This is a genomic window from Vibrio sp. R12-SW3-ISO1 (assembly GCF_059834005.1).
In genome coordinates, this window is record NZ_JCBDGK010000038.1 from 231,210 (window position 1) to 255,859 (window position 24,650).

Below are 24,650 nucleotides of genomic sequence, written 5' to 3' on the forward strand. Positions count from 1 at the left end.
ATAAATTCGATGGGTTTTACGCTTTGTTAGCTGACTTCAATGCCTTGCGCTTGAAGGTCGGCATGGTAGGAAGAGCGAACAAAAGGACCACACGCTGCGTGAGTAAAGCCAAGCTCTAGAGCGATCTCTTTCAACTCATCAAACTCTGATGGTGGGACGTAACGTTCCACTGGTAAGTGGTGGCGGCTTGGTGCAAGGTACTGACCTAGCGTGAGCATGGTCACGCCGTGCGCACGTAAATCTTTAAGTACTTCGACGATCTCTTCTTTGGTTTCACCCAGTCCCATCATCAAACCTGATTTAGTCGGGACATCTGGATGCTGCTCTTTAAACTTGCGTAGCAGCTCAAGTGACCACTTGTAATTCGCACCCGGGCGCGCTTTACGGTACAGACGTGGCGCGGTTTCAAGGTTATGGTTGAAAACATCGGGTGGATTGTCTTTGAGTAGATCCAGCGCGACATCCATGCGGCCACGGAAATCCGGCACTAAGGTTTCAATACGAATGTGCGGATTGAGTGCGCGAATCTCGCGGTTACAATCGGCAAAGTGCTGAGCACCACCATCACGCAGATCATCGCGATCCACCGAGGTGATTACCACGTATTTGAGTTTCATGTCGGCGATGGTTTTCGCCAATTTTTTCGGTTCTTCGGCTTCTGGCGCAAGAGGGCGGCCGTGGGCCACATCGCAGAATGGACAGCGGCGAGTACAAATCGCGCCAAGAATCATAAAGGTAGCGGTGCCGTGGTTAAAACACTCGGCCAGGTTTGGACACGAGGCTTCTTCACAAACGGAGTGCAGGTTGTTTTTGCGCATCGCTGACTTGATGTCTTGAATTCGTTGACTGTCTGAAGGCAGCTTGATCTTCATCCACTCAGGCTTACGCAGGACTTCCTTCTGCTCAGTCGGCATGTTCTTGACAGGGATCAGGGCCATTTTGTCAGCGTCGCGATACTTAACGCCTTTTTCCATTTGAATCGGTTTACTCATGCTTCTCTTTACTTCTCTTTACTTTTTATGGCGTTACTCGTGTGGTGCTAAATTCAACTTGATCATAACCAAGTAAAGTAACGAGCTCTTTTATCAGCGACTCTTCAACGTCAGGGAGAGAGGCCGCTGTGTTTAGCTGACGAACCTGCACCATTTCCATTCCGGCATAGCCACAGGGGTTAATGCGCAGGAAAGGCGACAAATCCATATCGACATTGAGCGCTAGGCCATGAAACGAGCAGCCTTTGCGGATTCGCAGTCCCAACGAACAGATTTTACGTCCGTCGACATACACGCCAGGTGCATCAGGGCGCGCATTGGATTCAATGTTGTACGCTTTGAGCGTTTGGATAACGAGGTTTTCGATATGTGTGACCAAATCACGCACGCCGAGTTTTTTGCGCCGTAGGTTAATCAGAAAATACGCCACTAACTGACCAGGGCCATGGTAGGTCACTTGCCCGCCACGATCGCTTTGCACCACAGGAATATCACCGGTACTGAGCAAGTGCTCTGCTTTTCCCGCTTGTCCTTGAGTAAACACAGGATTGTGTTCAACCAGCCACACTTCATCTTGGGTGTCGTCATTTCGGCTGTCAGTGAAGTCATGCATTGCGCGCCAAATCGGCTCGTAATCTTGTCTTCCTAGTCGTCTGACCACCAACTGGTTGTGCATAGCTGTGCCCGTTATCCATTAATAAAGTTGAAAGATTATAAACTGCTTCTGCTAAAGGCACTACAACCTAGCCACACATTTTTAACCTATCAGTTTGGTTAGAATAATTATCTATTTGATATCTAAAAAGAAAGCAGCTTACGCTGCTTTCAAAAAAATTTTAATAAATCAAAAATAATTACAGAACCATGCGAACAATGTCGATCTCACCCAGTTCTTTGTACAGGGTTTCGACCTGTTCAATTGAGGTGGCGGTGATGTTGACGGAAACCGAGTGGTAGTTGCCTTTGGCGCTCGGTTTTACACTTGGGCTATAGTCACCAGGAGCATGACGCTGGATGACTTCCAGTACTTTTTCTGGTAGCTCAGGTTTAGCGTGGCCCATGACTTTGTAGGTAAATGAGCAAGGGAACTCGAGTAAATCCTTTAGCTTTGCATCCGAATTAATAGTCAGCATATTGTTACTCCAAACTGGACTGTCGATTTTTGCAGCGGTGCATAGTACTGCGAAAATCATCAAACCTCAACCGAGCCTAATTGGCGGCCACGTTAGGCGGTTGGCGTACCGACCAAGGGCGTATTAGGCTGCAGTGATAAAAATAGAAAAGCCGCCCTTGGCGGCTTTAAGCATGACAGCAGGGTTAGCCTTTATAGGAAGCTTTTAAAAAGCATCACTATGTAGTCCCACATGCGGCTGAACAAACTGCCTTGCTCGACACTTTCCAGTGCCAGAAGTGGGTATTCAGCCACATCTTCGCCTTCAAGTTGATAGTATAGCTTACCAACGACGTCACCCTTGTTAATGGGGGCTTCAAGCTCTTTTTCAAGGACAAAGCTGGCTTTGAGCTCTTTCGCTTGACCACGAGGTAGAGTCACAAAGGTGTCTTGATCGAGACCGAGCTTCACGGTGTCTTTGTCGCCCATCCAAATCTTCTCTTCGACAAAGGTTTCCCCAGCTTGGTGCGGTGCGACGGTTTCAAAGAAGCGGAAACCGTAACTCAACAGCTTTTTGCTTTCCGACTTACGTGCATTGGCGCTCTGTGTGCCCATCACGACAGCGACAAGTCGCATTTTTCCTTCGGTCGCAGAGCTCACGAGGCTGTAGCCTGCGTTGCTGGTATGGCCGGTTTTAATGCCGTCCACGCTCATACTTTTATCCCACAGCAAGCCGTTTCGGTTGTACTGAGTAATGCCGTTGTAGGTGTAGCTCTTCTCTGAGTAGATGCGGTACTCTTCCGGAACATCACGGATTAGGGCTTGGCCCAATAGCGCCATGTCATACGGTGTGGAGTAGAGGTTTGGGTTATCGAGGCCGTGAACGTTAGCGAAATGCGTGTTGTCCATGCCCAGTGAGTTTGCCCAAGCGTTCATCAAGTCTACAAATGCATCCTCAGAACCTGCAATGTGCTCGGCCATCGCGACACAGGCGTCGTTGCCCGATTGAATAATGATGCCACGGTTCAGGTCTTCCACTTTGACTGTGGTGCCGACTTCGATGAACATTTTTGATGACTCAGGGAAGTTCTTCGCCCAGGCGTTTTCGCTGATGGTGACGTCATCATTGAGGTTGATGTTGCCACGTTCAAGTTCTTGACCAATCACATAGCTGGTCATCATCTTGGTCAGGCTTGCCGGTGAAAGCTTGGTATTCATCTCTTTCTCAGCAAGGATTTTGCCTGAATGGTAATCCATCAACACGTAGCCCTTAGCGGCAATTTGCGGCGCGTCAGGCACAACAATCGGGGAGGCAATCGCTGAATTCGCGAGGGTTGCACAAAGTGCAACGGAAGAGACAAAAACAGATTGAGTTAGCGTTGTTTTTTTCATATCAAAGTCAGAATTATTTTTCACTGTCCATATGTTAACAGAAACAATCACTCAAACCAGTGCAAGGACGACCACACACTGGGTTGAGGACTACTGGTTGCGAATAAAGGCGCTGGAGTAACCCAGCTCTTTCACTTGTTCTAATGTTTGCTCTGTGAGCAAGTAGTCTTTAAAAGGACCTAAAAAGACACGGTGAATTTTATGGCCCGAGGTGACGTGGCTTTTCACCGACAGTTTTTGACTCAGATCTTGCGCTAAAGTTCGCACGCGATCTTCATGTTGTGAAGAGGCGACCTGGACAACATAACTGGGCTGACTTTTTTTCTTCAGCTCTGAGTCCGGCTTTTCTGAAGTGATCACTTCGATCTCCACATTGGCCACACCCGTTTTCACCACGTCTAGTTTGACCGCCGCCGCGTAACTGAGGTCGATAATTCGTCCCTGATGGAACGGCCCACGGTCATTGACGCGGACGATGGTGGTTTTGCCATTGTCTAAATTGGTCACTTTGACGTAGCTCGGCAGAGGCAAGGTTTTATGGGCCGCGGTCATCGAGTACATATCGTACACCTCACCATTGGAGGTGAGATGGCCATGAAACTTTTTGCCGTACCAAGAGGCTTGTCCCTTTTGCTTAAAGCCTTCGGGCTCTTTGATGATCGAATAACTTTGGCCGCGCAGGGTATAACTTTTATTGCCGCCTAAGCTGTAGGGCTCATATTGCGGGTGTGCATCCTCAATATGGTCAACAGAAATTGGTTTCGATGGCGCGACGTCATCCTCTATGCTGTAGCGTTTGGAGGATGAACAGCCTGCAAGCACCAGGAGCGATGCCAACATGACGAAAATAGGGTGCGTAATGGCCATGATTAGGTTGCCTTTGAAAATGCTTTTCTATGGGTATGGATCGACATCAATATGCCAAAACCCGCCATGAGCGTCACCATCGAGGTGCCACCATAGCTGATTAACGGTAACGGCACGCCAACCACGGGCAAAATGCCACTCACCATACCAATATTGACAAATACATAGACGAAGAAGCTTAAAACGATACTGCCTGCCATCATACGACCAAAGGCGGTTTGGGCTTTACTCGCTAAAAACAGACCTCGACCAATAATAAACAGATAGAGACTGAGCAGCACTAAGATGCCGATCAATCCCCACTCTTCGGCGATCACCGCAAAAATAAAGTCGGTGTGGCGCTCGGGTAAGAACTCTAGCTGAGATTGAGTACCTTGTAACCATCCTTTACCGTTAATTCCGCCTGAGCCGATGGCTATTTTACTTTGGATGATGTGATAGCCCGCGCCAAGTGGATCGGATTCTGGATTGAATAGGGTGCGCACGCGAACTTTCTGATACTCGCGCATGAGGAAAAACCACAAGATCGGTAAAAAACCACCAACGGCGCACAGCGCGGCGAAAATAATGCGCCAACTGATCCCGGCAAGGAAAATGACGAAAATCCCCGATGCTGCGATGAGAATCGAGGTGCCAAGGTCGGGCTGTTTAGCGATCAAAATCGTCGGGACGAACACCATTACCAGTGACGCAACCAAGGTTTGAAAACTCGGTGGCAGCGCACGTTTACCGATATAGCGCGCCACCATCAGCGGCACCGCCAATTTCAGTAACTCTGAGGGCTGAAAACGCACAAAGCCCAAGTTGAGCCAGCGCTGCGCGCCTTTAGAGGCCTCACCAAAAAACAGTACGCCAAACAACAAGATAACGCCACCGATAAACATGACAGGCGCTAAGGCTTCATAGGTCCTGGGCGGCACTTGGGCGAGCAACAACATCACACCCAGTGACAGCGCCATGCGCATCGCTTGGCGGTCCATCATCGCCAGGCTTTGACCACTGGCGCTGTACATCACCACTAAGCCAAAGCCCATCAGGACGAGTAGACCAAGTAGCAAAGGCAGATCGAGGTGAAAGCGCTCAAAAAGCGCTCGGTTCTGACCGGTGGCTGGATTGAAATCCATTACTGTGCCGCCTCCTGTTTTTTCTCAACGAGAACATGATCAAATACGCTACGGACCACAGGTCCCCCTTGTGATGAGCCGCCGCCGGCATTCTCTAGCACTATGGTGACAATCACTTCAGGATCCTCCAGTGGTGCAAAGCCAGTGAACAAGGCGTGATCTCGTAGGTGCTCGGCCAGCTCTTCTGCGTTGTACTCTTGATCTTCTGCAAGCCCAAACACCTGCGCGGTACCGGATTTACCCCCACTGACGTATTCTGTGTTGGTAAAGGCGCGTCGCGCGGTGCCTTTCTTACCGTGGTTTACCAAACGCATCCCTTCAATCGACATCTCCCAAAACTTGTCTTTCACGCCGGTGATAGGTGGGTAGGTGTCGATGTCGGCCAGTTGATGTTTCGTAAACTCTTCACCGTTGTCAATGGTGGCGCGCAATAGATGCGGGGCGATGACTTTTCCTCGGTTAACCAGCACAGACGTCGCCTTGGCAATTTGCATAGGCGTTGCGGTCCAGTAGCCTTGACCGATACCAACAGGAATCGTATCACCTTGATACCAAGGCACGCGATGCCTTGCCATTTTCCATTCTCTGGTTGGCATGTTCGCTTTGCTCTCTTCGTGAATATCGATGCCGGTATAGTCGCCAAAGCCAAACATCATCATCCATTGAGAGATGCGATCTATACCCATGTCGTAAGCGATTTGGTAGAAGAAGGTATCGACGGATTCTTCAATCGATTGCACGATGTTCACGCGGCCATGCCCCCAACGCAACCAGTCACGAAAAGGCTTCGTCTTCGAATTGGGGATCTTCCAATAGCCTGGATCGTTGCGCGTGGTGTAGGGGGTGACGACACCCTCTTGCAGCGCCGCGACAGCCATAAATGGCTTGATGGTTGATGCTGGTGGGTAGATACCCAGCGTCGCACGGTTAACCAATGGACGATTCTTATCGGTCAATAGCGCGTTGTAATCTTTGCCTGAAATACCATGCACGAAGGCATTAGGATCGTAACTTGGGCTTGAGACCATGGCGAGCACGCCATTGTCGTGTGGGTCAAGTACCACGGCACTGCCGCGTCGGTTGGCGAGTAACTCATGGATGTAGAGCTGCAAGTCGATATCAAGGTTGAGCACGATGTCTTTGCCGGGCTCAGGTGGTACGTATTTCAAAGTACGAATTACGCGCCCACGGCTGTTGACTTCCACCTCTTGGTAGCCCGCAATACCATGCAGTACGTCCTCATAGTAGCGCTCGATGCCGAGTTTACCGATGTCACGAGTGGCTTGGTAATTGGCGTCTTTCTCTTCACGTATCAAACGCTGCATATCACGATCGTTGATTCGAGAGACGTAGCCAATCACGTGAGTGAGGACTTCACCATAAGGGTAGTGACGCTTGAGCGCCGCGTTCACGGCGACACCAGGAAACTTGTGCTGATGCACGGAAAACTTAGCCACTTGCTCTTGAGTGAGCTGAGTAAGAATCGGCACCGATTTGAAGCGGCGAGTTTGACGGCGCTCGCGCTCAAAGCGTTCAATCTGATCGTCTGTGATGGTGACGATGCTTTGTAATCGACTCAGGGTATCTTCCATATCGTCGATTTGCTCTGGGGTGATCTCGAGGCTAAATACTGGGCGGTTTTCTGCTAGCAGCTTGCCGTTTCTGTCATAGATCAAACCACGATTGGGTGCGATCGGCACCACTTTGATGCGGTTGTCGTTAGATCGAGTTTTGTAATCTTGGTATTGATTGATTTGGATGTTGTAGAGGTTACCAACCAGTAGCCCCATCATGACAACAATGCCTAAGAAAGCGACAATAGCACGGCCTTTGAATAGCCGCGCTTCTTCCTGATAATCCCTAATTTGGCTACGCTTTCGCAACATCTATTGGTTATTCTCGATGATATGGGTGGTTGGCGGTAATGCTCCACGCTCGGTACAGGCTTTCTGCCATCACAATGCGTACCAGAGGGTGAGGTAAAGTTAACGCGGACAGTGACCAGCTTTGATCCGCGGCGGCTTTGCACGCAGGGGCTAAGCCTTCTGGGCCACCGATCAAAATCGATACGTCACGGCCATCTAACTTCCAACTCTCCAGTTGTTCTGCAAGTTGGGGGGTGTCCCATTTTTTACCAGGAATATCGAGAGTAACAATTCGGCTGCCTTTTGGCACGGCGGCGAGCATGGCTTCGCCCTCTTTTTGCAAAATCCTTGCAATGTCGGCGTTTTTACCTCGTTTTCCTGCTGGAATTTCCACCAACTCTAAAGGCATATCGTGAGGGAAACGGCGGCGGTACTCTTGAAATCCCTCTTCTACCCATTTGGGCATTTTGGTGCCGACTGCGATGAGTTGAAGTTTCATCGATCAGCTCCAGAGTTTTTCCAGTTGGTAAAGCTCGCGCTGCTCTTCTTGCATGACGTGAACAATGGTTGAACCCATATCCAGCACCACCCATTCACCCAGATCTTGACCATCAATACCGAGTGGCACTAAGCCGGCCAGTTTGGACTCTTTTGCAACGTGATCAGCGATGGACGAGACATGACGCTTCGACGTGCCTGTGCAGACAATCATAAAATCGGTAATGCTTGATTTTCCTTGTACGTCGAGCACAGTGATGTTTTGCGCTTTCATGTCGTCGGCTTTGTCGACAAGAAACTCGTTAAGCTGTTCTAGTAGCAAGTGTTGTTCCTCTCTTGTTTGGATGAGCGTATGGCTAGCGGCGATGACAGGGCTCTGCACGGCCTACTCTGTTGGGGCCGAAGTATACCACGCATTTCAAATGTGCACTTGTGGCAAGCAAATTTCCAGACTCAGTTGATGTATTTGTGGCCAAGGGCTCTGCTCATATTGCGTTTTGGCAGTCAGTTCAATCTGGGCCAGCAGTTGCAGGAGGCGCATAAGGCGCGCAGTATCCAATCTTTGCAAAGCGCTGGAATAGAGCGGACGTTTGGAGGACCAAACTTTGTAGCGTTCCAGCACTTGCGCCAATGGCAGGGTTTGCATCAGCGATTTCATCGCCAGTAGCTGCTCAAGCTCTTTTTGAACCGTGCGGACAAGGATCACAGCCTCGACGTCTTCCGCTTCAAGCTGGCGCAAAATACGATCGGCGCGATTGGCTTTGCCTGCCAGCAGGGCATCAATCCAATGAAATGCGGTGAAGTGATTGTGACGGCTCAACGACTCTTCAAGTCGCACTAAGGTCAGCTTGCCATCCGGGTAGAGCAGAGCAAGTTTCTCTAGGCTTTGCGTCAGAGCGAAGAGGTTTCCCTCGTGCCACTGAGCAAGCATCTTGGTCGCTTCGGCATCCGGCTGTAAGCCTAGGGCGCGGCAGCGAGTTTGGACAAATTGGGGCAATCTGGCCAAATCAGGCGTGACGCAGCTGACCCAGCACCCCCGTTGGTTGAGCGTCTTAAACCACTTGGCGTTCTCTTGGGCTTTGGTCAGTTTGGTGCCAATGATGATCAACAACAGATCGCTGTGAAGAAGATCGGCAATGGCCAGTAGTTCTTTGGCCATTGCGGCATTGACACCCGACTCTGGAAGTTCCAGCTCGATCACTTGCCGGGCGCTGAATAGGCTCATCGCTTGGCACGCATCATAGACGGGCGCCCAGTCAAAGCGGCTGTCGACCGTATAGCGGTGACGCTCTTCAAAACCCGCTTCACGGGCTTTGGCGTGTATGGCTTGGCGAGACTCTTGAATCAGCAGCGGCTCGCTGCCGAATATCAAAAACAGCGGATTAAGTTGGTGGTTTAGGTGCTGAGCTAACCTATCTGCAAAAATTCTCATGCGCGATAACGAACTCGGGATTACTCAGTGACCGGAGCGGGCGCATCATCGCTGTAAAAGGTCTTGACGCGATATTGCTCTTCTTGCGCTTTGAGTTGTACTTGTTCTTCGTTCTCTAGCTCGATTTCGTTGGCTTCGATATCGGCTTTAAGGCGTGCCATTTGGCGAATGATTTGGGTGGCTGCGAGTTTGCGCATCTCATCTTCGATCATGTCGCGTTCAACCGATTTCGCTAGCGCTGACAGCGGGTTATCCAGGTAGCTACGGGTGACGCTCGTAGAGAAGGTTTTGGTGCCAAGATCGGGCACGGTAACGCGATAGGAGGCACGGAAGGTGAGCTCTTTCTCCGCCGCACGCGTGTTTTGGTAAAGCGAGAGGGTGCGCTCGCCAACGCTTTCACTGATCAGGTGCAAATTGGCGATGTTTTCCGCCGGTGGCACGATCTCGATTTCACTCATGCGTAGCTGAGCTTTCATCATGCGGGTAAAGGTGCTGTATTTGTCGTAACTGGTCAATGACATCTTATCGAGCTCCTCTGGAACCGAGTAATCACCACGTAAGTGGAAACCACAACCAGCAAGAAGCGAGGCAACCAACAGTGCGCTGGTTAGCTTAACGGATGAGATTGAAAATAGACGCATGAGTGAACGGCTCTTTGGTTAATAATAATAGTATGAACGAAAGTGTTATAGACCACAGTGGTTGGATAACTTCGGTGAGCGCTCTGTCAAAAATAAAACGCTCATCGAAGTTAAGCAGGGCACTAGGCCCTGCTTAAGACTCGAACTAATGGGATTAGTTCGCCACGATGTTGAGAAGTTTGCCCGGGACGTAAATCACTTTACGAATCGTCAAGCCTTCTGTGAACTTGGTGACGTTCTCATCACCCAAACCGAGTGCTTCCACTTCTTCTTTGCTGGCATCGGCCGCCACAGTGAGTTTGGCACGTAGTTTACCGTTGACCTGAACGACGATCAGTTTCTCGTCTTCAACCAGTGCTTTCTCGTCATGTTGTGGCCAAGCCGTGTTGTCGATGTCTGTGATGTTGAGCGCATTGCCCATTTCAAAACAGATGTGCGGAGTGATAGGGTAAAGCATTACGACCACGGCTTTCAGTGCTTCATCCAAAATCGCACGATCTTGCGCTGAGTCTTGTGGCGCTTTTGATAGTTTGTTCATCAGCTCCATGATCGCCGCAATAGCGGTATTGAAAGTTTGACGACGTGCAACATCATCGGTCACTTTCGCAATGGTTTTATGGACATCACGACGCAATGCTTTTTGGTCACCCGACAAGGAAGACGCATCCACTGCTTCAGCTGCGCCTTTTGATGTGTGCTCATTGACCAGTTTCCACACGCGTTTCAGGAAGCGGTTCGCGCCTTCTACACCAGACTCTTGCCATTCCAATGTCATATCGGCTGGCGAGGCAAACATCATAAATAGACGTACAGTGTCAGCGCCGTACTTGTCGACCATCTCTTGTGGGTCAATGCCGTTATTTTTCGATTTAGACATCTTAATCATGCCCGAGTGCGTCACATCACGGCCCGCGTTGTCTTTGGCTGAAATAATGCGACCTTTACCGTCACGTTCGACAGCCACATCGATCGGCGCTACCCACTCTTTACCACCTTTTTCGTTCTCAAAGTAGAAGGCGTCTGCCAGTACCATGCCTTGACATAGCAGTTGCTTAAACGGCTCGTCAGAGGTGACGTACCCAGCATCACGCAGGAGTTTGTGGAAGAAGCGAGAGTAGAGCAGGTGCATACACGCGTGCTCGATACCACCAATGTATTGATCAACTGGTAGCCAGTAGTTGGCTTTTTCAGGATCAAGGATGTCGTCCGCTTGTGGTGAACAGTAACGCGCGTAGTACCAAGATGATTCCATAAAGGTATCGAAGGTGTCTGTTTCACGCAGCGCAGGTTCGCCGTTGAATGTGGTCTTCGCCCACTCTTTGTCGGCTTTGATAGGGCTTGTTACGCCGTCCATGACCACGTCTTCTGGAAGAATGACTGGTAGTTGGTCAGCAGGGACAGGGTGAACTTCACCGTCTTCAGTCGTTACCATTGGGATTGGCGCCCCCCAGTAACGCTGACGAGATACACCCCAGTCACGCAGACGGAAGTTAACAGTTTTAGTCCCTTTGCCTTCTGCTTCTAGCTTGGCTGCGATTGCGTCGAATGCCGCTTGGAATTCTAGGCCATCGAATTCACCGGAATCGAACAGTACGCCTTTTTCTGTGTAGGCCGCTTCAGAGATGTCGAGCTCACTGCCATCAACGGGTTTGATAACCGGTACGATATCGAGACCGTATTTGGTCGCGAACTCATAGTCACGTTGGTCGTGCGCCGGTACCGCCATAACTGCGCCTGTACCGTAATCCATCAGGACGAAGTTCGCCACAAAGATTGGCACTTCACGACCGTTCAATGGATGAATAGCAGTAAGGCCCGTCGCCATACCTTTCTTCTCCATGGTCGCCAGTTCCGCTTCCGCGACTTTATTGTTCTTACACTCATCGATAAACGCAGCAAGCTCTGGGTTGGTTTGAGCCGCCAGAGCAGCAAGAGGGTGACCTGCCGCGATGCCCACGTACGTCACACCCATGAGTGTGTCAGGGCGTGTTGTGTAGACTTCTAGGTCTTGTTGACCCTTGACTTTAAATTTGAGTTCAACACCTTCAGAGCGACCGATCCAGTTGCGCTGCATGGTTTTCACCATTTCAGGCCAGCCGTCTAGATTGTCGAGATCGTCTAGTAGCTCTTGAGCGTATTCAGTGATCTTGATGAACCACTGTGGAATTTCTTTTTGCTCTACAGGCGTGTCACAACGCCAGCAGCAGCCATCTTCAACCTGCTCGTTGGCAAGAACGGTTTGGTCGTTTGGACACCAGTTAACAGAAGAGGTCTTCTTGTAAACGAGGCCTTTTTGATAAAGCTTAGTGAAGAACTCTTGTTCCCAACGGTAGTACTCTGGCGTACATGTCGCGAACTCACGGTTCCAGTCATAACCGAAGCCAAGAAGCTTAAGCTGGTTCTTCATGTATTCGATGTTTTCGTAAGTCCAAGGCGCTGGTGCCGTGTTGTTTTTCACCGCCGCGTTTTCAGCCGGAAGACCAAATGCATCCCAACCGATAGGCTGCATGACGTTTTTGCCTTGCAGACGTTGGAAACGAGAGACCACATCACCGATGGTGTAGTTACGCACGTGACCCATGTGTAGACGACCACTTGGGTAAGGGAACATAGACAGACAGTAGAATTTTTCTTTATTTGGGTCTTCACTTACAACAAAGGTCTTGTTGTCATCCCAGTGCTTTTGAACTTTCTGTTCAATATCTTGCGGGTTGTATTGCTCTTGCATCGATGATATCCGGTTATCTTGGAAATTGTGAGTTCAGTTCGAACAGACATAAATAGATCGTCATAGAATACCTAAAGGAGAGGTGCACAACAATAGCGGAAATTCTGGATTATTCCTAAGGAGGTCACCATGGCAAAACAGAAAGCCGGTTATGAGGAGATGTTTGAGGATGTTCTCGAAGCCCTCAAACATAGCCCGGAAGAAGTCAACCATGTGCTAGAGACATCAGGTAAGGTGGTCGAGGCGGCGAACGATTTAACTAAAGACGAATTGGCGCTGGTTTCCGCCTATGTCAAATCAGACTTGAAGGAGTTTGCCGACAACTATGACCGCTCGAAAAGCAGCCCTTTCTATCTGATGATTGCAGACTCGATTTGGCAAGGCTTGCTTGAGATAACCGATCGAACCAAAGTGGAGTGGGTGGAGCTATTTACAGACTTGGAGCACCAAGGACTTTATCAGGCCGGTGAAGTGATAGGGCTTGGGGTGTTGGTCTGTGACGATTGTGGCCACAAAACCGAATACAACCACCCCACTACTATCATTGCTTGTACTAAATGCGGTTGCAAAGGCTTTACGCGGCAAGCGCTACAACCTTAACCGCGTGGTTGTTTTACTGAGTGATGGGGCGTTCGCCCCGTCTTGAAGACAGAAACGCCCCCAACAGACTCAATGCAGCCCAACAATACAATGGCCACGTACCCCATTGATGGTACGGCGTTTGCCCTGTGGTGGAGACCACTTGTGCAGTGAGCACTGCGGTTTCAAACTGCGGGATTTGCGCGGTGATCTTTCCTTGATAGTCTGTTACCGCCGTGACGCCATTATTGGTCGAACGAATCACAGGCTTACCCAGTTCTAACGCACGCATTCGTGCGATTTCCATGTGTTGCAGCGGGCCAATCGAGTGACCAAACCACGCGTCATTGGAGAGAGTCAAAATGAAGTCGGTCTCATCGTTAACGTTTTGCCTTACTTGGTCGTTAAAGATGATCTCATAACAGAGCGCGGGCGCGAAATGGCGACCGTTGGCGTACACGTTGGGTTGGATAAACGCGCCGCTACTGAAAGAAGACATCGGCAGATTAAAGAAAGGAGCCAGCGGGCGTAATATCTCCTCAAAAGGCACGAACTCACCAAAGGGTAGAAGATGATGCTTGTGGTAGCGCTCGCTCAGATCATAACGGTACTCATCACGCCCAGACTTACCTAAGGTCAAGATGCTATTGAAGAACTGACGCTGCTCACCCATATTGACGACGCCGGTGATCACGGCGCTGTCGTTCATCTTCGCCGCTGAGTCTAAGTTGGAAAGGAAAGAGGCGATTTCAAATTCAAACGCAGGAATCGCCGCTTCTGGCCAGATGATGATATCGGCATTCCAGTTTTCACGGGTCAAATCGGTGTACTTCATCATGGTCGGCCAACGCTGACTCGGCACCCATTTGATTGCTTGGTCAATGTTGCCCTGAATCAACGCAAAACGAGTACTGCTGTCAGGGTTTGGTGTTACCCACTGTGCACTGCGCAGACCGAAGCCTGTTGCGAGAATGACAAGGGGAACCCACAGGATTGACCATTGGCGGCGAAGCCACGCAAAGGCTAGGGCACTCGCGCTTAACACACACAAAAGGGTAATCAGCTCAACGCCACCTAGCGGGGCGAACTGGGCAAGCGGGCTATCGATTTGACTGTAGCCGAGCCACAACCATGGAAAGCCAGTCATTACCCAGCCTCGTAACCAATCCATGATCAGCCAAAGAGCCGGAAAGGCAAGGAAATAGCGGCGCCTTGAGAGTGCAGGAAACCACTTATTTATCAGGTAACAGGCGAGTGCCGAATAGAGTGCGAGATAGCCGACTAACAGCACCATTAAAAACAGACTGGCGATTTTGGGCATGCCGCCGAAGGTATCAATACTGACATGCACCCAGCTGATGCCGGTGGCAAATTGACCAAGTCCCCAAGCATAACCAATCGCAAAACTGCGTTTACTCGACTGCTGGTGGATGAGAAGCAGCAGCAGTGCAGGGCTGATAATCGCTAAGGGCCACAGTTGATAAGGTGCAAAAGCAAACGTGGTTGCGGCGCCAACAAAAACGGCCGCGAACGGCCGTTTTAGGCGATGAATGAGGGGATTCATCATGGATGTGATCTCTAATACTACTCTTGAGTAGGCTCAGGTTGAGCGTCTTCTTCTGGGATCGTCACTTGAAGTTGCAGTACGCGGCGGTTGTCCGCGGCGGTGACTTTAAAGCTGTAGTTGTCGATTTCCAGCACTTCCCCTCGTGAAGGCAAGTGACCGAACGCCGTCATGACTAAGCCGCCTACAGTATCGACTTCCTCATCGCTGAAAGAAGTACCGAATGTGGTGTTAAAGGTTTCGATCGTTGTCAGCGCCTTCACCGCAAAGGTGTGTTTGCTCAACTTGCGGATATCGATCTCTTCCTCATCGTCGAATTCGTCTTCGATTTCACCGACGATCTCTTCCAAGATGTCTTCGATCGTCACCAATCCAGACACACCACCGAATTCGTCGACGACAATCGCCATGTGGTAACGCTCTTCACGAAACTCTTTAAGGAGTCGGTCAACGCGTTTACTTTCAGGAACAACCACCGCAGGGCGGATCACTTCCTCAATGTTAAATGGCGAGCTATCAGAGCCTAAGTATTTTAATAAGTCCTTCGCTAGTAGGATGCCTTCAACGTGGTCTTTGTCTTCACTAATGACAGGGTAGCGAGAGTGCTGTGCATCGGTAATCAGCATCACTAGCGCATCCAAATCGTCATTGCGGTCAATAGTGACCATCTGAGAGCGAGGCAGCATGATATCACGCACTCGCATCTCGGAAATCTCCATGACACCTTCGAGCATGTCGCGGGTGTCATGGTCAATTACGTCGTTTACTTCCGAGTCGCGGAATACTTCCACTAACTCTTGGCGATCTTTTGGGTCGCCCTGGAAGATTTGGCCCAGGCGTCCGAAGAAGGACTTTCTACTCGGACCTTCAGATTTTTCTTTCTTACCTTCTAAGGCAGAGGGAGAATTGTCGTCGTTCATTGTTTCTCATTTTAGTTACGCTACCAAAGTGTGGTAGCTCACATGGCACTCGCGCTCATGGAGGTGATTGAGCGTCGAGTGACGATGCTGAGTGCCGAAAGCCGACACTCAATCTTCCGTTTCGTAAGGATTGGCGATGCCCATTTTGTCTAGAATCTCGATTTCGAGAGACTCCATTTCTTCGGCTTCGTCATCCTCAATATGATCATAACCTAGCAGATGCAAGCTACCATGTACAACCATATGCGCCCAATGTGCCATCAAGGGTTTACCTTGTTCATTGGCTTCTTGTTCAACCACTTGGCGGCAGATGATCAGGTCGCCCAGCAAATCCATCTCGATGCCCGGTGGTGCTTCGAAAGGAAAAGACAACACATTGGTTGGCTTATTTTTGCCGCGATATTCGTGATTGAGCTGTTGGCTCTCTTCACGATCTACGATGCGAATCGTCACTTCCGCATCCGGTTGAAAAAGGGTGACCGCGGCGTTTAGCCATTGGCTAAACTGCTCGAATGTCGGTAGATCCGTTTCTTGTTCGACCGCGAGTTGCAGATCGAGTTCGATACTCATGACTCTTTACTCTCAGTCGAAGGGGTAACGTGAGCCTGTGGCGCAGACGCGACCTGAGTGTCGAGCAGTTTCGCTTCACGCTCTTCACGGCGACGCTTTTCATACTCTTTGCGCTCTTTTTGATCTTGCGCTTCCCACTTTTCATAGGCGTTGACGATACGAGCGACGACAGGGTGGCGAACAACGTCATCAGACTGGAAGAAGTTAAAGCTGATCTCCTCAACGTCACTGAGCACTTCAATCGCATGACGCAGGCCAGACTTCGCGCCGCGTGGTAAGTCGATTTGCGTGACATCACCGGTGATCACAGCACGTGAGTTAAAGCCGATACGAGTCAAAAACATTTTCATCTGTTCGACGGTGGTGTTCTGGCTCTCGTCGAGAATGATAAACGCATCATTCAAGGTTCGGCCGCGCATGTACGCAAGCGGCGCCACTTCAATGACATTACGTTCAATCAGTTTCTCGACCTTCTCAAAACCGAGCATCTCAAACAGCGCATCGTAAAGTGGGCGCAGATAAGGGTCGACTTTTTGGCTCAAATCACCTGGCAGGAAACCGAGCTTTTCACCGGCTTCGACCGCAGGACGCGTGAGTAGAATACGGCGAATTTCTTGGCGCTCTAATGCGTCGACTGCAGCGGCGACCGCAAGGTAGGTTTTACCCGTACCGGCAGGGCCAATACCAAAGCTGATGTCATGCGTCACCATGTTGACGAGATACTGGGCTTGGTTTGGCGTACGTGGTTTGATGACGCCCTTCTTCGTTTTGATGAAGACTTCTTTGCCATGCTCAATATTCGACTCAAGATTTTGCTCAAGGACGCCCGTTTCTTTGATCGCAAGATGGATTTCGTCAGGCTCAATATCAGGAATGGTGCCACGTACTGGCGCCGTGTTGACGTAGAGTGTTTTGACGATTTCAAGCGCTGCCGCGGCAGTATGAGGCTTACCTACGATGGTAAAAAAGTTGCCTCGGTAGCTGATCTCTACCCCTAAACGTCGCTCAAGGTGTTTGATGTTGTCATCGAATGGACCGCATAGACTGGCGAGTCGGCGGTTATCAGAAGGTTCTAGATCGATTTCTAGCGTAACGATTTTATTGCTCAAAGTTGCCTCACATAATTGGCCATTTAAGAAAGCCCGATTGAGACCGGGCTTCCAATGGCGACAGTTCCTATTACTAAGATGGCTACTTAGTTAGGCATTTTCAAGACTAAGGCGTAAAGGTTGCTACACCTAGCTCATCTTCGCGTTTGGTTTTTGCCATCATCTGTGTCGGTGAAATGACGCTGCGCAGATCCATCTCTTTCTCTGTGCGGATGATTTCACCACGTAGCGAGTTGGCAAACACGTCAGTGATCTTAACATCAACAAACTGACCGATCAGTTCGGCGTTGCCTTCGAAGTTCACCACTCGGTTGTTCTCTGTACGAGCGCGAAGCTCCATTAGATTCTTTTTCGATGGCCCTTCAACCAGCACACGTTGCTCAGTGCCAAGCATCAAACGTGAATAGCGCATCGCTTGACTGTTGATCACTTGCTGCAATTCGTAGAGGCGCTCTTTCTTCTCTTGCTCGGAAACATCACACGGGTAGTCCGCCGCTGGTGTACCAGGACGTGGTGAGAAGATAAAGCTAAAGCTCATGTCGAAGTCGACATCTTTAATTAACTTCATGGTGTCTTGGAAGTCTTTGTCTGTTTCACCTGGGAAGCCGACAATGAAATCTGAACTGATTTGAATGTCAGGACGCGCTTTACGTAGCTTGCGAATGATCGATTTGTACTCGATAGCAGTGTGCGGGCGCTTCATCATCGTCAAGATACGATCGCTGCCGCTTTGCACAGGTAGGTGCAAGAAGCTAACAAGCTCTGGCGTGTCTTCATAAACCGCGATAATGTCATCGGTGAACTCGAGCGGGTGGCTGGTTGTAAAGCGGATGCGATCAATGCCATCGATCGACGCGACCAGACGGAGCAATTCAGCGAAGCTGCAAATCTCACCATCATGAGTAGGGCCACGATAGGCGTTCACGTTTTGGCCAAGCAAGTTGACTTCACGTACGCCTTGCTCCGCTAACTGGGCGATTTCAAACAGCACGTCATCCATAGGACGGCTGACTTCTTCACCACGGGTGTATGGCACCACGCAGTAGGTACAGTATTTCGAGCAACCTTCCATGATAGAGACGAACGCCGTTGCCCCTTCAGCGCGAGGCTCAGGCAGACGGTCAAATTTCTCTATTTCTGGGAAGGAGATATCCATCACTGGCGCGTCATCGGATTGCGACTGTTTGATCATCTCTGGCAAGCGATGCAGAGTTTGCGGGCCAAAAATGACGTCAACGTAAGGAGCACGCTCACGGATGTGGTCGCCTTCTTGAGTGGCAACACAGCCACCAACGCCAATCACCACATCTGGCTTTTTATCTTTCAACGTTTTCCAACGGCCGAGCTGGTGGAAGACCTTTTCTTGCGCCTTCTCACGGATAGAACAGGTGTTCAGTAGCAACACGTCTGCTTCGTCTGGTTCTTCTGTGAGTTCATAGCCGTTTGCGGCATTCAGGAGATCGGCCATTTTTGATGAATCGTACTCGTTCATCTGACAGCCCCAGGTTTTTATTAGCAGTTTCTTACTCATGTTGTTCGCTCGATCGTTAGTTTAAATTAAGGGAGCAAATCGCCCATTGGTTCCAGTTGGCCAAGGTATTGAGTGACTCAATTGGCCGATTTTTCACCGCCTGTGCGGCGTTAAGCGGCGTATTGTACTGCTTTCAATGGCGAGTGACCAGAAGCAATTCTAGCCTTGTGGTTACAAGGGTTTGCCCGTATCCCCATCAAGGTTTTTAGTTACAAATTGGCACTCAAACCGTACAATCGAAAATAGCCTTTGAATCAATACGATGAAGTACAAAATATGAACAAGTATGATGTGGCCGTGATTGGCGGAGGAATGGTAGGCGCAGCTGTCGCGCTCGGGTTTGCGGAGCAAGGTCGACGTGTCGTGGTGATCGAAGGGAAGGCGCCGACGCCGTACGCACCGCAACAAGCGATGGATGTCCGCGTCTCCGCGATATCGAATCATTCGGTTGCCCTGCTTGAATCGCTAGGGGCATGGCAAGCCATTCAGTCGATGCGCGCCTGTCCTTACAAACGTCTAGAAACGTGGGAACATCCCGAATGTCGAACCCGCTTTCACAGTGACGATGTCGCTTGTGATCAATTGGGCTACATCGTTGAGAACCGCATTATTCAACTGGGGCTCTGGTCGCAGTTCTCGGCATGGCCGAATCTGGCGTTGCGTTGCCCAGTGACGGTCGAGCACATCGAATATGGCCCAGTGAATCAAGTGACGCTATCAGACGGTGAGGTTATCGAAGCCGGGCTGATTGTCGGGGCCGATGGTGCTCATTCTCGCGTCAGACAGAGTGCAGGTATTGGCATCACCGCTTGGGACTATAGGCAGCATTGCATGCTGATTAATGTCAAAACCGATCTCCCTCAACAAGACATCACTTGGCAGCAATTTACGCCGTCGGGACCACGATCATTTCTACCTCTATGTGGTCATCAAGGCTCTCTGGTCTGGTACGACACGCCAAAGCGTATTCGTCAGTTAAAGGCGATGACGCCGCTTCAACTTGCCAGCGAAATAAAGACTCATTTTCCCGCTGAGCTTGGCGGTATTGAGGTGATCCAGTCTGGCTCATTCCCGTTAACTCGCCGCCATGCGCAGCGCTACTATACGCCCCACTGCGTCCTGGTTGGGGATGCCGCGCACACCATCAATCCACTGGCAGGGCAGGGGGTGAATCTCGGCTTTAAAGATGTGGAGGCTTTGCTGAACGTGACGCGCGATCATGAAGAGATCCTTTTGTCGGACTTAGCGCAATATGAACGTCGTCGTCGACCTGATAATTTGCTGATGCAAACCGGGATGGATCTGTTTTATAAAGGGTTTAGCAATGACAAGGTACCGCTTAAGTGGATAAGAAATGCGGCGCTGAAAGTGGCAGAACACTCTGGTCCCATCAAACATCAAGTATTGCGTTATGCGTTGGGTATGGACGCTTCACTCTAGCACAGAAAACAAAAAACGCAGCGTAAGCTGCGTTTTGTCATTCTCGTGACGCTAATTACTTAGTCACACGTAGAACAGGTGTTTCACCAACAGTGACAGAACCAGACAGTTTGTTCAACTCTTTGATTTCATCCATGTTAGAAATAACAACAGGTGTTAGCGTTGATTTTGCTTTTTCTTCTAGAAGTGCTAGATCGAACTCAATGATAGTGTCGCCAGCTTTCACTGTTTGACCTTCTTCAGCGATACGCTTGAAGCCTTCGCCTTTCAGTTCAACGGTATCGATACCGAAGTGAACAAAAAGCTCAACACCGTCGTCAGATTCGATAGAAAACGCGTGGTTTGTTTCGAAGATCTTACCGATAGTACCGTTTACAGGAGCAACCATTTTGTCGCCTGCTGGTTTGATTGCAATACCGTCGCCAACGATTTTCTCAGCGAAAACCACATCAGGCACGTCTTCGATATTTACGATTTCACCAGAAAGTGGCGCGATGATCTCGATTGCACCAGCGTCAGCGCTGTCATCTGATACTAGCTTCTTAAGTTTGTCAAACAGACCCATTGTGTCATGCTCCTAACGTTTAATTTAATTCTGTCGAATTATAGTATACCAATCTCACGAGATAGACGACTATTTTTAGTCGTCTATCTCCTTCTTACCTAAACAGATTTGTTCATTACAAACGCCTGATTAGGCAACAAGGCTCCCCCCAGATCGGAGATTGGTATTAGCCGGTTATAGTGATTTTTCAGCGATGAACTTTTCAACTACCGCTTCAATTTCAGCCGCCGTTGGTAGAGACAGTGCCTCTTCCGCCATTGCTTTCACTTCCGCGTAGTTTGAGTTACGAATCACTTTCTTCACTTTAGGAATAGAGATGCCGCTCATTGAGAACTCATCCAGCCCCATACCTAATAATAGTAGCGTTGCGCGCTCATCGCCCGCTAGCTCACCACACATACCTGTCCATTTGCCTTCCGCGTGCGATGCATCAATGACTTGTTTGATGACCGTAAGAACCGCTGGTGACAGTGGGTTGTATAGGTGAGAAATCATTTCGTTACCACGGTCTACCGCGAGTGTGTACTGGGTAAGATCGTTAGTACCGATTGAGAAGAAGGCCACTTCTTTTGCAAGGTGTGGTGCAATCGCTGCCGCTGCTGGTGTTTCCACCATGACACCGATTTCGATCTCTTCATCAAATGCCAGACCTTCTGCACGAAGCTCTGCTTTGTATTCTTCAATCGCCGCTTTCAGTTCACGAATCTCTTCTACAGAGATGATCATTGGGAACATGATGCGCAGCTTACCGTGTGCAGAGGCACGTAGGATGCCACGCAGCTGGTCGCGCAGGATTTCACGACGGTCTAGGCTGATACGTACAGCGCGCCAACCCAAGAATGGGTTCATCTCTTGTGGGAGATCCATGTACGGTAGGTCTTTGTCGCCACCGATATCCATAGTACGGATGATAACGGCTTCACCGTTCATCGCTTCTGCCACTTCTTTGTACGCTTGGTACTGCTCTTCTTCTGTTGGTAGCGCATCGCGGTCCATGAACAAGAACTCAGTACGGTACAGACCAACGCCTTCACCGCCATTGCGCAGTACGCCATCACAGTCTTTCACTGTACCGATGTTGCCGCACACTTCGACGCGGTGACCATCTAGAGTTTCAGCGTGAAGATCTTTCAGTTTTGCCAGTTCTTCTTTTTCAGCGAGGAATGCGGCTTTAACGGCTTTCGCTTCTTCTAGCTCAGCGTCAGATGGGTTGACGACAATCTTGTTGTTCATTGCGTCAAGAATCAGCATGTCGCCGTTCTTCACTTTCTTGGTAATGTCGTTGGTGCCCACGATCGCTGGCAATTCAAGTGAACGTGCCATGATTGACGTGTGAGAAGTGCGACCACCGATATCACAAGCAAAACCCAGTACGTAGTTAAGGTTGATCTGTGCCGTTTCTGATGGAGTCAGATCGTACGCAACTAGGATGACTTCTTGGTCAATATCGCTAAGAGAGACAATATTGATGCCCAGCGCGTTTTTCACAAAACGTGTACCGATATCACGGATATCTGTCGCACGCTCTTTGAGGTATTCGTCGTCTAAAGATTCAAGTGCTGCAGCTTGCTCTTCAATCACAGTGTGAATGGCATTGTCTGCATGCATCTTGTCATTTTTGATCAGCGCTAGGATTTCTTCTTCTAGCTCTTCGTCTTCAAGAAGCATGATGTGACCTTCAAAGATCGCTTCTTTTTCTTCACCGAAGGTTTCTAGTGCTTTCTGCTTGATGGTTTCAAGCTGAGCCGCTGATTTGTCACGTGCTTCAAAGAAACGTTTTACTTCAGCGTCGACTTGATCGTCAGAAATAGTGTGAGTGTTTAGGACAATTTCATCTTCTTGAAGGAGTAGTGCTTTACCGATAGCAATACCTGGAGATGCTAGGATGCCTGAAATCATAGCCTTACCTTAAATTGGTCAACTTTTAAACGGGAGAAATGGGTGCGCTAACGTTTATGTGTAGCTTAATCTGGGTGCTATTTCCAATATGATGGGATAGTTCGGCGCAAACGAGGTGGCCTGTTCATCGACCGGATCAAATTGGTATAAAGCCATTTTGCGTTGGCAAAATGGCTTTAATCAATAGCAGACCGATTAGTGTAGTTGGTCCATTAGAGCAACTAGGTGGTCAACTGCTTTCTGAGCCTGTGGGCCTTCAGCAGAGATAGTGACTACAGTACCTTTCACTAGGCCTAGAGTTTGTAGCTTAAATAGGCTCTTAGCGCTTGCACTTTTACCGTTAGAAGTCACAGTGATGTCCGCGTCAAATGCTTTTGCTTCTTTCACGAACTGTGCAGCTGGACGAGTGTGAAGACCGTTTTCTGCTGTGATTTCTACTTGCTTCTCGTACATGTTGTATACCCCAATTGATTTATTTTTAGATAGTTTATTAATTAGAAACAGCTTAACTCGGATTAAACGGATGCGCTAGGCGACAGACGTTGTTTTCGTGTCAGAACTGATACTAATTGTATACTAGGTGCCGCGTGGTCAGTCTTTGCTGTTTTTCGCCGCAACTATAAAATCGTTTTAATGTTTTATTTTGATGCTAGAAATAAAACATCCCGATATTACCAAAGGTGGAGCCAGGATCAACAAAAAAGCCCCTGAACGGGGCTTTTTTAGACGAAAAATTGATTTCACCACATATTACTGTTGGTTCTCTTTCTCGGTAAAGATGCCTGCAAATAGCGCTGAGCTTAGGTAACGCTCGCCCGAGCTTGGCAATACAGTAACGATAGTTTTGCCTTCAAATTCAGGAAGTTGAGCAAGGCGGTTTGCTGCAACCACAGCCGCGCCTGATGAGATGCCCGCAAGGATACCTTCCTCTTCCATAAGACGACGAGCCATCTCAATTGCTTCTTCAGAAGTCACGGCTTCCACGCGGTCAATCAACTCTAAATCGAGGTTGCCTGGAATAAAGCCAGCGCCAATACCTTGGATTTTGTGTGGTGCTGGTTTGATTTCTTCACCCGCGAGCGCTTGTGCAATCACAGGCGATTCCGCTGGCTCTACCGCTACGGAAACAATGTTTTTACCTTTTTCGCCTTTGATGTAGCGGCTTGTACCTGTGATGGTACCGCCGGTACCGACGCCTGCAACGAACACATCGATTTCACCGTCTGTCGCGTCCCAGATTTCTGGACCAGTGGTTTTTTCGTGAATCTGTGGGTTAGCTGGGTTGTTGAACTGCTGAAGAAGCAGGTACTTGTCAGGGTTGCTCGCCACAATCTCTTCAGCTTTGTTGATTGCACCTTTCATGCCTTTCGCTGCTTCAGTTAGCTCTAGGTTCGCACCTAGGGCTTTCAGCAGTTTACGACGCTCTAGGCTCATCGACTCAGGCATCGTCAGGGTTAATTTGTAACCACGCGCCGCCGCGACGAAGGCAAGAGCAACACCGGTATTACCACTGGTTGGCTCAACAAGTTCAACGCCCGGCTTTAGCTTGCCTGCTTTCTCAGCTTCCCAAATCATGTTCGCGCCGATACGACACTTAACACTGAAGCTTGGGTTACGGGCTTCGATTTTAGCCAAGACTTTGCCGTTGCTCACTTTGTTAAGGCGAACAAGAGGGGTATTACCAATAGTCAGTGAATTATCTTCGTAGATTTTGCTCATGATGTAGTCCTTCATCGAAATATTGGCAGCGTGTTTCTCACGCCACCAATCATGTTCTATTTAAGTTTGACCCGATAGAGATTAGGTCAGGGTAAAAAACTAGA

Annotated in this window: 23 protein-coding genes; 2 read left to right on the forward strand and 21 right to left on the reverse strand. The window is 49.5% G+C overall.

Annotated features, from left to right (window positions below; all coding sequences use genetic code 11):
• Positions 1–26 precede the first annotated feature (26 nt).
• From lipA to leuS, 12 genes are all read right to left on the reverse strand, one after another.
• Positions 27–992: a lipoyl synthase gene (gene lipA, locus AC6R0R_RS10090; protein ID WP_334555136.1), complete on the reverse strand. Its 966-nt coding sequence runs from the start codon at positions 990–992 to the stop codon at positions 27–29.
• 25 nt (positions 993–1,017) lie between these two features.
• A complete protein-coding gene (lipB, locus tag AC6R0R_RS10095; RefSeq protein ID WP_334555137.1) occupies positions 1,018–1,668 on the reverse strand; it encodes a lipoyl(octanoyl) transferase LipB in 651 nt (216 codons plus the stop codon).
• A gap of 178 nt (positions 1,669–1,846) precedes the next feature.
• Entirely contained in the window at positions 1,847–2,125 is a 279-nt protein-coding gene (gene ybeD / locus AC6R0R_RS10100) for a DUF493 family protein YbeD (RefSeq protein ID WP_334555138.1), read from the reverse strand.
• Positions 2,126–2,316: 191 nt separating this feature from the next.
• Complete coding sequence (locus AC6R0R_RS10105) at positions 2,317–3,495, reverse strand: serine hydrolase (protein ID WP_500626577.1); 1,179 nt, start codon at positions 3,493–3,495, stop codon at positions 2,317–2,319.
• A 90-nt stretch (positions 3,496–3,585) separates the two neighbouring features.
• Positions 3,586–4,362 carry a septal ring lytic transglycosylase RlpA family protein gene (locus AC6R0R_RS10110; RefSeq protein ID WP_500626578.1) on the reverse strand — a complete coding sequence of 259 codons (777 nt, stop codon included), beginning with the start codon at positions 4,360–4,362 and terminating at the stop codon, positions 3,586–3,588.
• A 2-nt stretch (positions 4,363–4,364) separates the two neighbouring features.
• The gene (rodA, locus tag AC6R0R_RS10115; RefSeq protein ID WP_487903190.1) at positions 4,365–5,486 is read right to left on the reverse strand and encodes a rod shape-determining protein RodA; all 1,122 of its coding nucleotides are present in this window, start codon (positions 5,484–5,486) and stop codon (positions 4,365–4,367) included.
• On the reverse strand, positions 5,486–7,372 hold the full coding sequence (gene mrdA, locus AC6R0R_RS10120; RefSeq protein ID WP_500626579.1) for a penicillin-binding protein 2: 1,887 nt from the start codon (positions 7,370–7,372) through the stop codon (positions 5,486–5,488). Before mrdA ends, rodA begins: the two co-directional genes overlap by 1 nt.
• 7 nt (positions 7,373–7,379) lie before the next feature.
• A complete protein-coding gene (gene rlmH, locus AC6R0R_RS10125; protein WP_334555143.1) occupies positions 7,380–7,850 on the reverse strand; it encodes a 23S rRNA (pseudouridine(1915)-N(3))-methyltransferase RlmH in 471 nt (156 codons plus the stop codon).
• A gap of 3 nt (positions 7,851–7,853) precedes the next feature.
• Positions 7,854–8,171 carry a ribosome silencing factor gene (rsfS, locus tag AC6R0R_RS10130; RefSeq protein WP_500626580.1) on the reverse strand — a complete coding sequence of 106 codons (318 nt, stop codon included), beginning with the start codon at positions 8,169–8,171 and terminating at the stop codon, positions 7,854–7,856.
• Positions 8,172–8,267: 96 nt separating this feature from the next.
• Entirely contained in the window at positions 8,268–9,281 is a 1,014-nt protein-coding gene (gene holA, locus AC6R0R_RS10135; RefSeq protein WP_500626581.1) for a DNA polymerase III subunit delta, read from the reverse strand.
• A 20-nt stretch (positions 9,282–9,301) separates the two neighbouring features.
• Entirely contained in the window at positions 9,302–9,922 is a 621-nt protein-coding gene (locus tag AC6R0R_RS10140; RefSeq protein ID WP_500626582.1) for an LPS-assembly lipoprotein LptE, read from the reverse strand.
• 154 nt (positions 9,923–10,076) lie between these two features.
• On the reverse strand, positions 10,077–12,650 hold the full coding sequence (gene leuS / locus AC6R0R_RS10145; protein ID WP_500626583.1) for a leucine--tRNA ligase: 2,574 nt from the start codon (positions 12,648–12,650) through the stop codon (positions 10,077–10,079).
• Positions 12,651–12,779: 129 nt separating this feature from the next.
• Between leuS and AC6R0R_RS10150 the strand changes: the two genes are divergently transcribed.
• The gene (locus AC6R0R_RS10150) at positions 12,780–13,250 is read left to right on the forward strand and encodes a zinc ribbon-containing protein (RefSeq protein WP_487903195.1); all 471 of its coding nucleotides are present in this window, start codon (positions 12,780–12,782) and stop codon (positions 13,248–13,250) included.
• 13 nt (positions 13,251–13,263) lie between these two features.
• Here the strand turns inward: AC6R0R_RS10150 and lnt are convergent, their stop codons facing one another.
• The 5 genes from lnt to miaB form a co-directional block, all read right to left on the reverse strand.
• A complete protein-coding gene (lnt, locus tag AC6R0R_RS10155; RefSeq protein ID WP_500626584.1) occupies positions 13,264–14,796 on the reverse strand; it encodes an apolipoprotein N-acyltransferase in 1,533 nt (510 codons plus the stop codon).
• Between the two features lie 17 nt (positions 14,797–14,813).
• Positions 14,814–15,713 (reverse strand): CNNM family magnesium/cobalt transport protein CorC, encoded by a 900-nt coding sequence (corC, locus tag AC6R0R_RS10160; protein WP_334555150.1) that lies wholly within the window; start codon positions 15,711–15,713, stop codon positions 14,814–14,816.
• Between the two features lie 108 nt (positions 15,714–15,821).
• Positions 15,822–16,283, reverse strand: coding sequence for an rRNA maturation RNase YbeY (gene ybeY / locus AC6R0R_RS10165; protein ID WP_500626585.1), 462 nt, complete (start codon positions 16,281–16,283; stop codon positions 15,822–15,824).
• Positions 16,280–17,392 (reverse strand): PhoH family protein, encoded by a 1,113-nt coding sequence (locus AC6R0R_RS10170; protein WP_500626586.1) that lies wholly within the window; start codon positions 17,390–17,392, stop codon positions 16,280–16,282. Before AC6R0R_RS10170 ends, ybeY begins: the two co-directional genes overlap by 4 nt.
• 106 nt (positions 17,393–17,498) lie before the next feature.
• Complete coding sequence (gene miaB, locus AC6R0R_RS10175; protein WP_334555153.1) at positions 17,499–18,923, reverse strand: tRNA (N6-isopentenyl adenosine(37)-C2)-methylthiotransferase MiaB; 1,425 nt, start codon at positions 18,921–18,923, stop codon at positions 17,499–17,501.
• A gap of 276 nt (positions 18,924–19,199) precedes the next feature.
• On the opposite strand from miaB, the gene AC6R0R_RS10180 reads away from it, so the two are divergent.
• A complete protein-coding gene (locus AC6R0R_RS10180; RefSeq protein WP_500626587.1) occupies positions 19,200–20,363 on the forward strand; it encodes a 2-octaprenyl-3-methyl-6-methoxy-1,4-benzoquinol hydroxylase in 1,164 nt (387 codons plus the stop codon).
• Positions 20,364–20,418: 55 nt separating this feature from the next.
• Here the strand turns inward: AC6R0R_RS10180 and crr are convergent, their stop codons facing one another.
• From crr to cysK, 4 genes are all read right to left on the reverse strand, one after another.
• The gene (gene crr / locus AC6R0R_RS10185) at positions 20,419–20,928 is read right to left on the reverse strand and encodes a PTS glucose transporter subunit IIA (RefSeq protein ID WP_334555155.1); all 510 of its coding nucleotides are present in this window, start codon (positions 20,926–20,928) and stop codon (positions 20,419–20,421) included.
• 174 nt (positions 20,929–21,102) lie between these two features.
• On the reverse strand, positions 21,103–22,827 hold the full coding sequence (ptsI, locus tag AC6R0R_RS10190; RefSeq protein WP_334555156.1) for a phosphoenolpyruvate-protein phosphotransferase PtsI: 1,725 nt from the start codon (positions 22,825–22,827) through the stop codon (positions 21,103–21,105).
• 195 nt (positions 22,828–23,022) lie between these two features.
• On the reverse strand, positions 23,023–23,280 hold the full coding sequence (locus AC6R0R_RS10195) for an HPr family phosphocarrier protein (RefSeq protein ID WP_334555157.1): 258 nt from the start codon (positions 23,278–23,280) through the stop codon (positions 23,023–23,025).
• Between the two features lie 297 nt (positions 23,281–23,577).
• Positions 23,578–24,546 carry a cysteine synthase A gene (gene cysK / locus AC6R0R_RS10200; RefSeq protein ID WP_334555158.1) on the reverse strand — a complete coding sequence of 323 codons (969 nt, stop codon included), beginning with the start codon at positions 24,544–24,546 and terminating at the stop codon, positions 23,578–23,580.
• Positions 24,547–24,650: the final 104 nt, after the last annotated feature.

Excerpts from the sequence above, each read along its gene's own strand:
- AC6R0R_RS10140 (WP_500626582.1), bottom strand. The coding sequence starts at position 9,922 with ATGCGTCTATTTTCAATCTCATCCGTTAAGCTAACCAGCGCACTGTTG.
- corC (WP_334555150.1), bottom strand. The coding sequence starts at position 15,713 with ATGAACGACGACAATTCTCCCTCTGCCTTAGAAGGTAAGAAAGAAAAA.
- ybeD (WP_334555138.1), bottom strand. The coding sequence starts at position 2,125 with ATGCTGACTATTAATTCGGATGCAAAGCTAAAGGATTTACTCGAGTTC.
- ybeY (WP_500626585.1), bottom strand. The coding sequence starts at position 16,283 with ATGAGTATCGAACTCGATCTGCAACTCGCGGTCGAACAAGAAACGGAT.
- AC6R0R_RS10195 (WP_334555157.1), bottom strand. The coding sequence starts at position 23,280 with ATGTACGAGAAGCAAGTAGAAATCACAGCAGAAAACGGTCTTCACACT.
- crr (WP_334555155.1), bottom strand. The coding sequence starts at position 20,928 with ATGGGTCTGTTTGACAAACTTAAGAAGCTAGTATCAGATGACAGCGCT.
- rlmH (WP_334555143.1), bottom strand. The coding sequence starts at position 7,850 with ATGAAACTTCAACTCATCGCAGTCGGCACCAAAATGCCCAAATGGGTA.
- miaB (WP_334555153.1), bottom strand. The coding sequence starts at position 18,923 with ATGAGTAAGAAACTGCTAATAAAAACCTGGGGCTGTCAGATGAACGAG.
- holA (WP_500626581.1), bottom strand. The coding sequence starts at position 9,281 with ATGAGAATTTTTGCAGATAGGTTAGCTCAGCACCTAAACCACCAACTT.
- leuS (WP_500626583.1), bottom strand. The coding sequence starts at position 12,650 with ATGCAAGAGCAATACAACCCGCAAGATATTGAACAGAAAGTTCAAAAG.
- mrdA (WP_500626579.1), bottom strand. The coding sequence starts at position 7,372 with ATGTTGCGAAAGCGTAGCCAAATTAGGGATTATCAGGAAGAAGCGCGG.
- AC6R0R_RS10105 (WP_500626577.1), bottom strand. The coding sequence starts at position 3,495 with ATGAAAAAAACAACGCTAACTCAATCTGTTTTTGTCTCTTCCGTTGCA.
- rodA (WP_487903190.1), bottom strand. The coding sequence starts at position 5,486 with ATGGATTTCAATCCAGCCACCGGTCAGAACCGAGCGCTTTTTGAGCGC.
- AC6R0R_RS10150 (WP_487903195.1), top strand. The coding sequence starts at position 12,780 with ATGGCAAAACAGAAAGCCGGTTATGAGGAGATGTTTGAGGATGTTCTC.
- cysK (WP_334555158.1), bottom strand. The coding sequence starts at position 24,546 with ATGAGCAAAATCTACGAAGATAATTCACTGACTATTGGTAATACCCCT.
- ptsI (WP_334555156.1), bottom strand. The coding sequence starts at position 22,827 with ATGATTTCAGGCATCCTAGCATCTCCAGGTATTGCTATCGGTAAAGCA.
- lnt (WP_500626584.1), bottom strand. The coding sequence starts at position 14,796 with ATGATGAATCCCCTCATTCATCGCCTAAAACGGCCGTTCGCGGCCGTT.
- lipB (WP_334555137.1), bottom strand. The coding sequence starts at position 1,668 with ATGCACAACCAGTTGGTGGTCAGACGACTAGGAAGACAAGATTACGAG.
- AC6R0R_RS10110 (WP_500626578.1), bottom strand. The coding sequence starts at position 4,362 with ATGGCCATTACGCACCCTATTTTCGTCATGTTGGCATCGCTCCTGGTG.
- AC6R0R_RS10180 (WP_500626587.1), top strand. The coding sequence starts at position 19,200 with ATGAACAAGTATGATGTGGCCGTGATTGGCGGAGGAATGGTAGGCGCA.
- lipA (WP_334555136.1), bottom strand. The coding sequence starts at position 992 with ATGAGTAAACCGATTCAAATGGAAAAAGGCGTTAAGTATCGCGACGCT.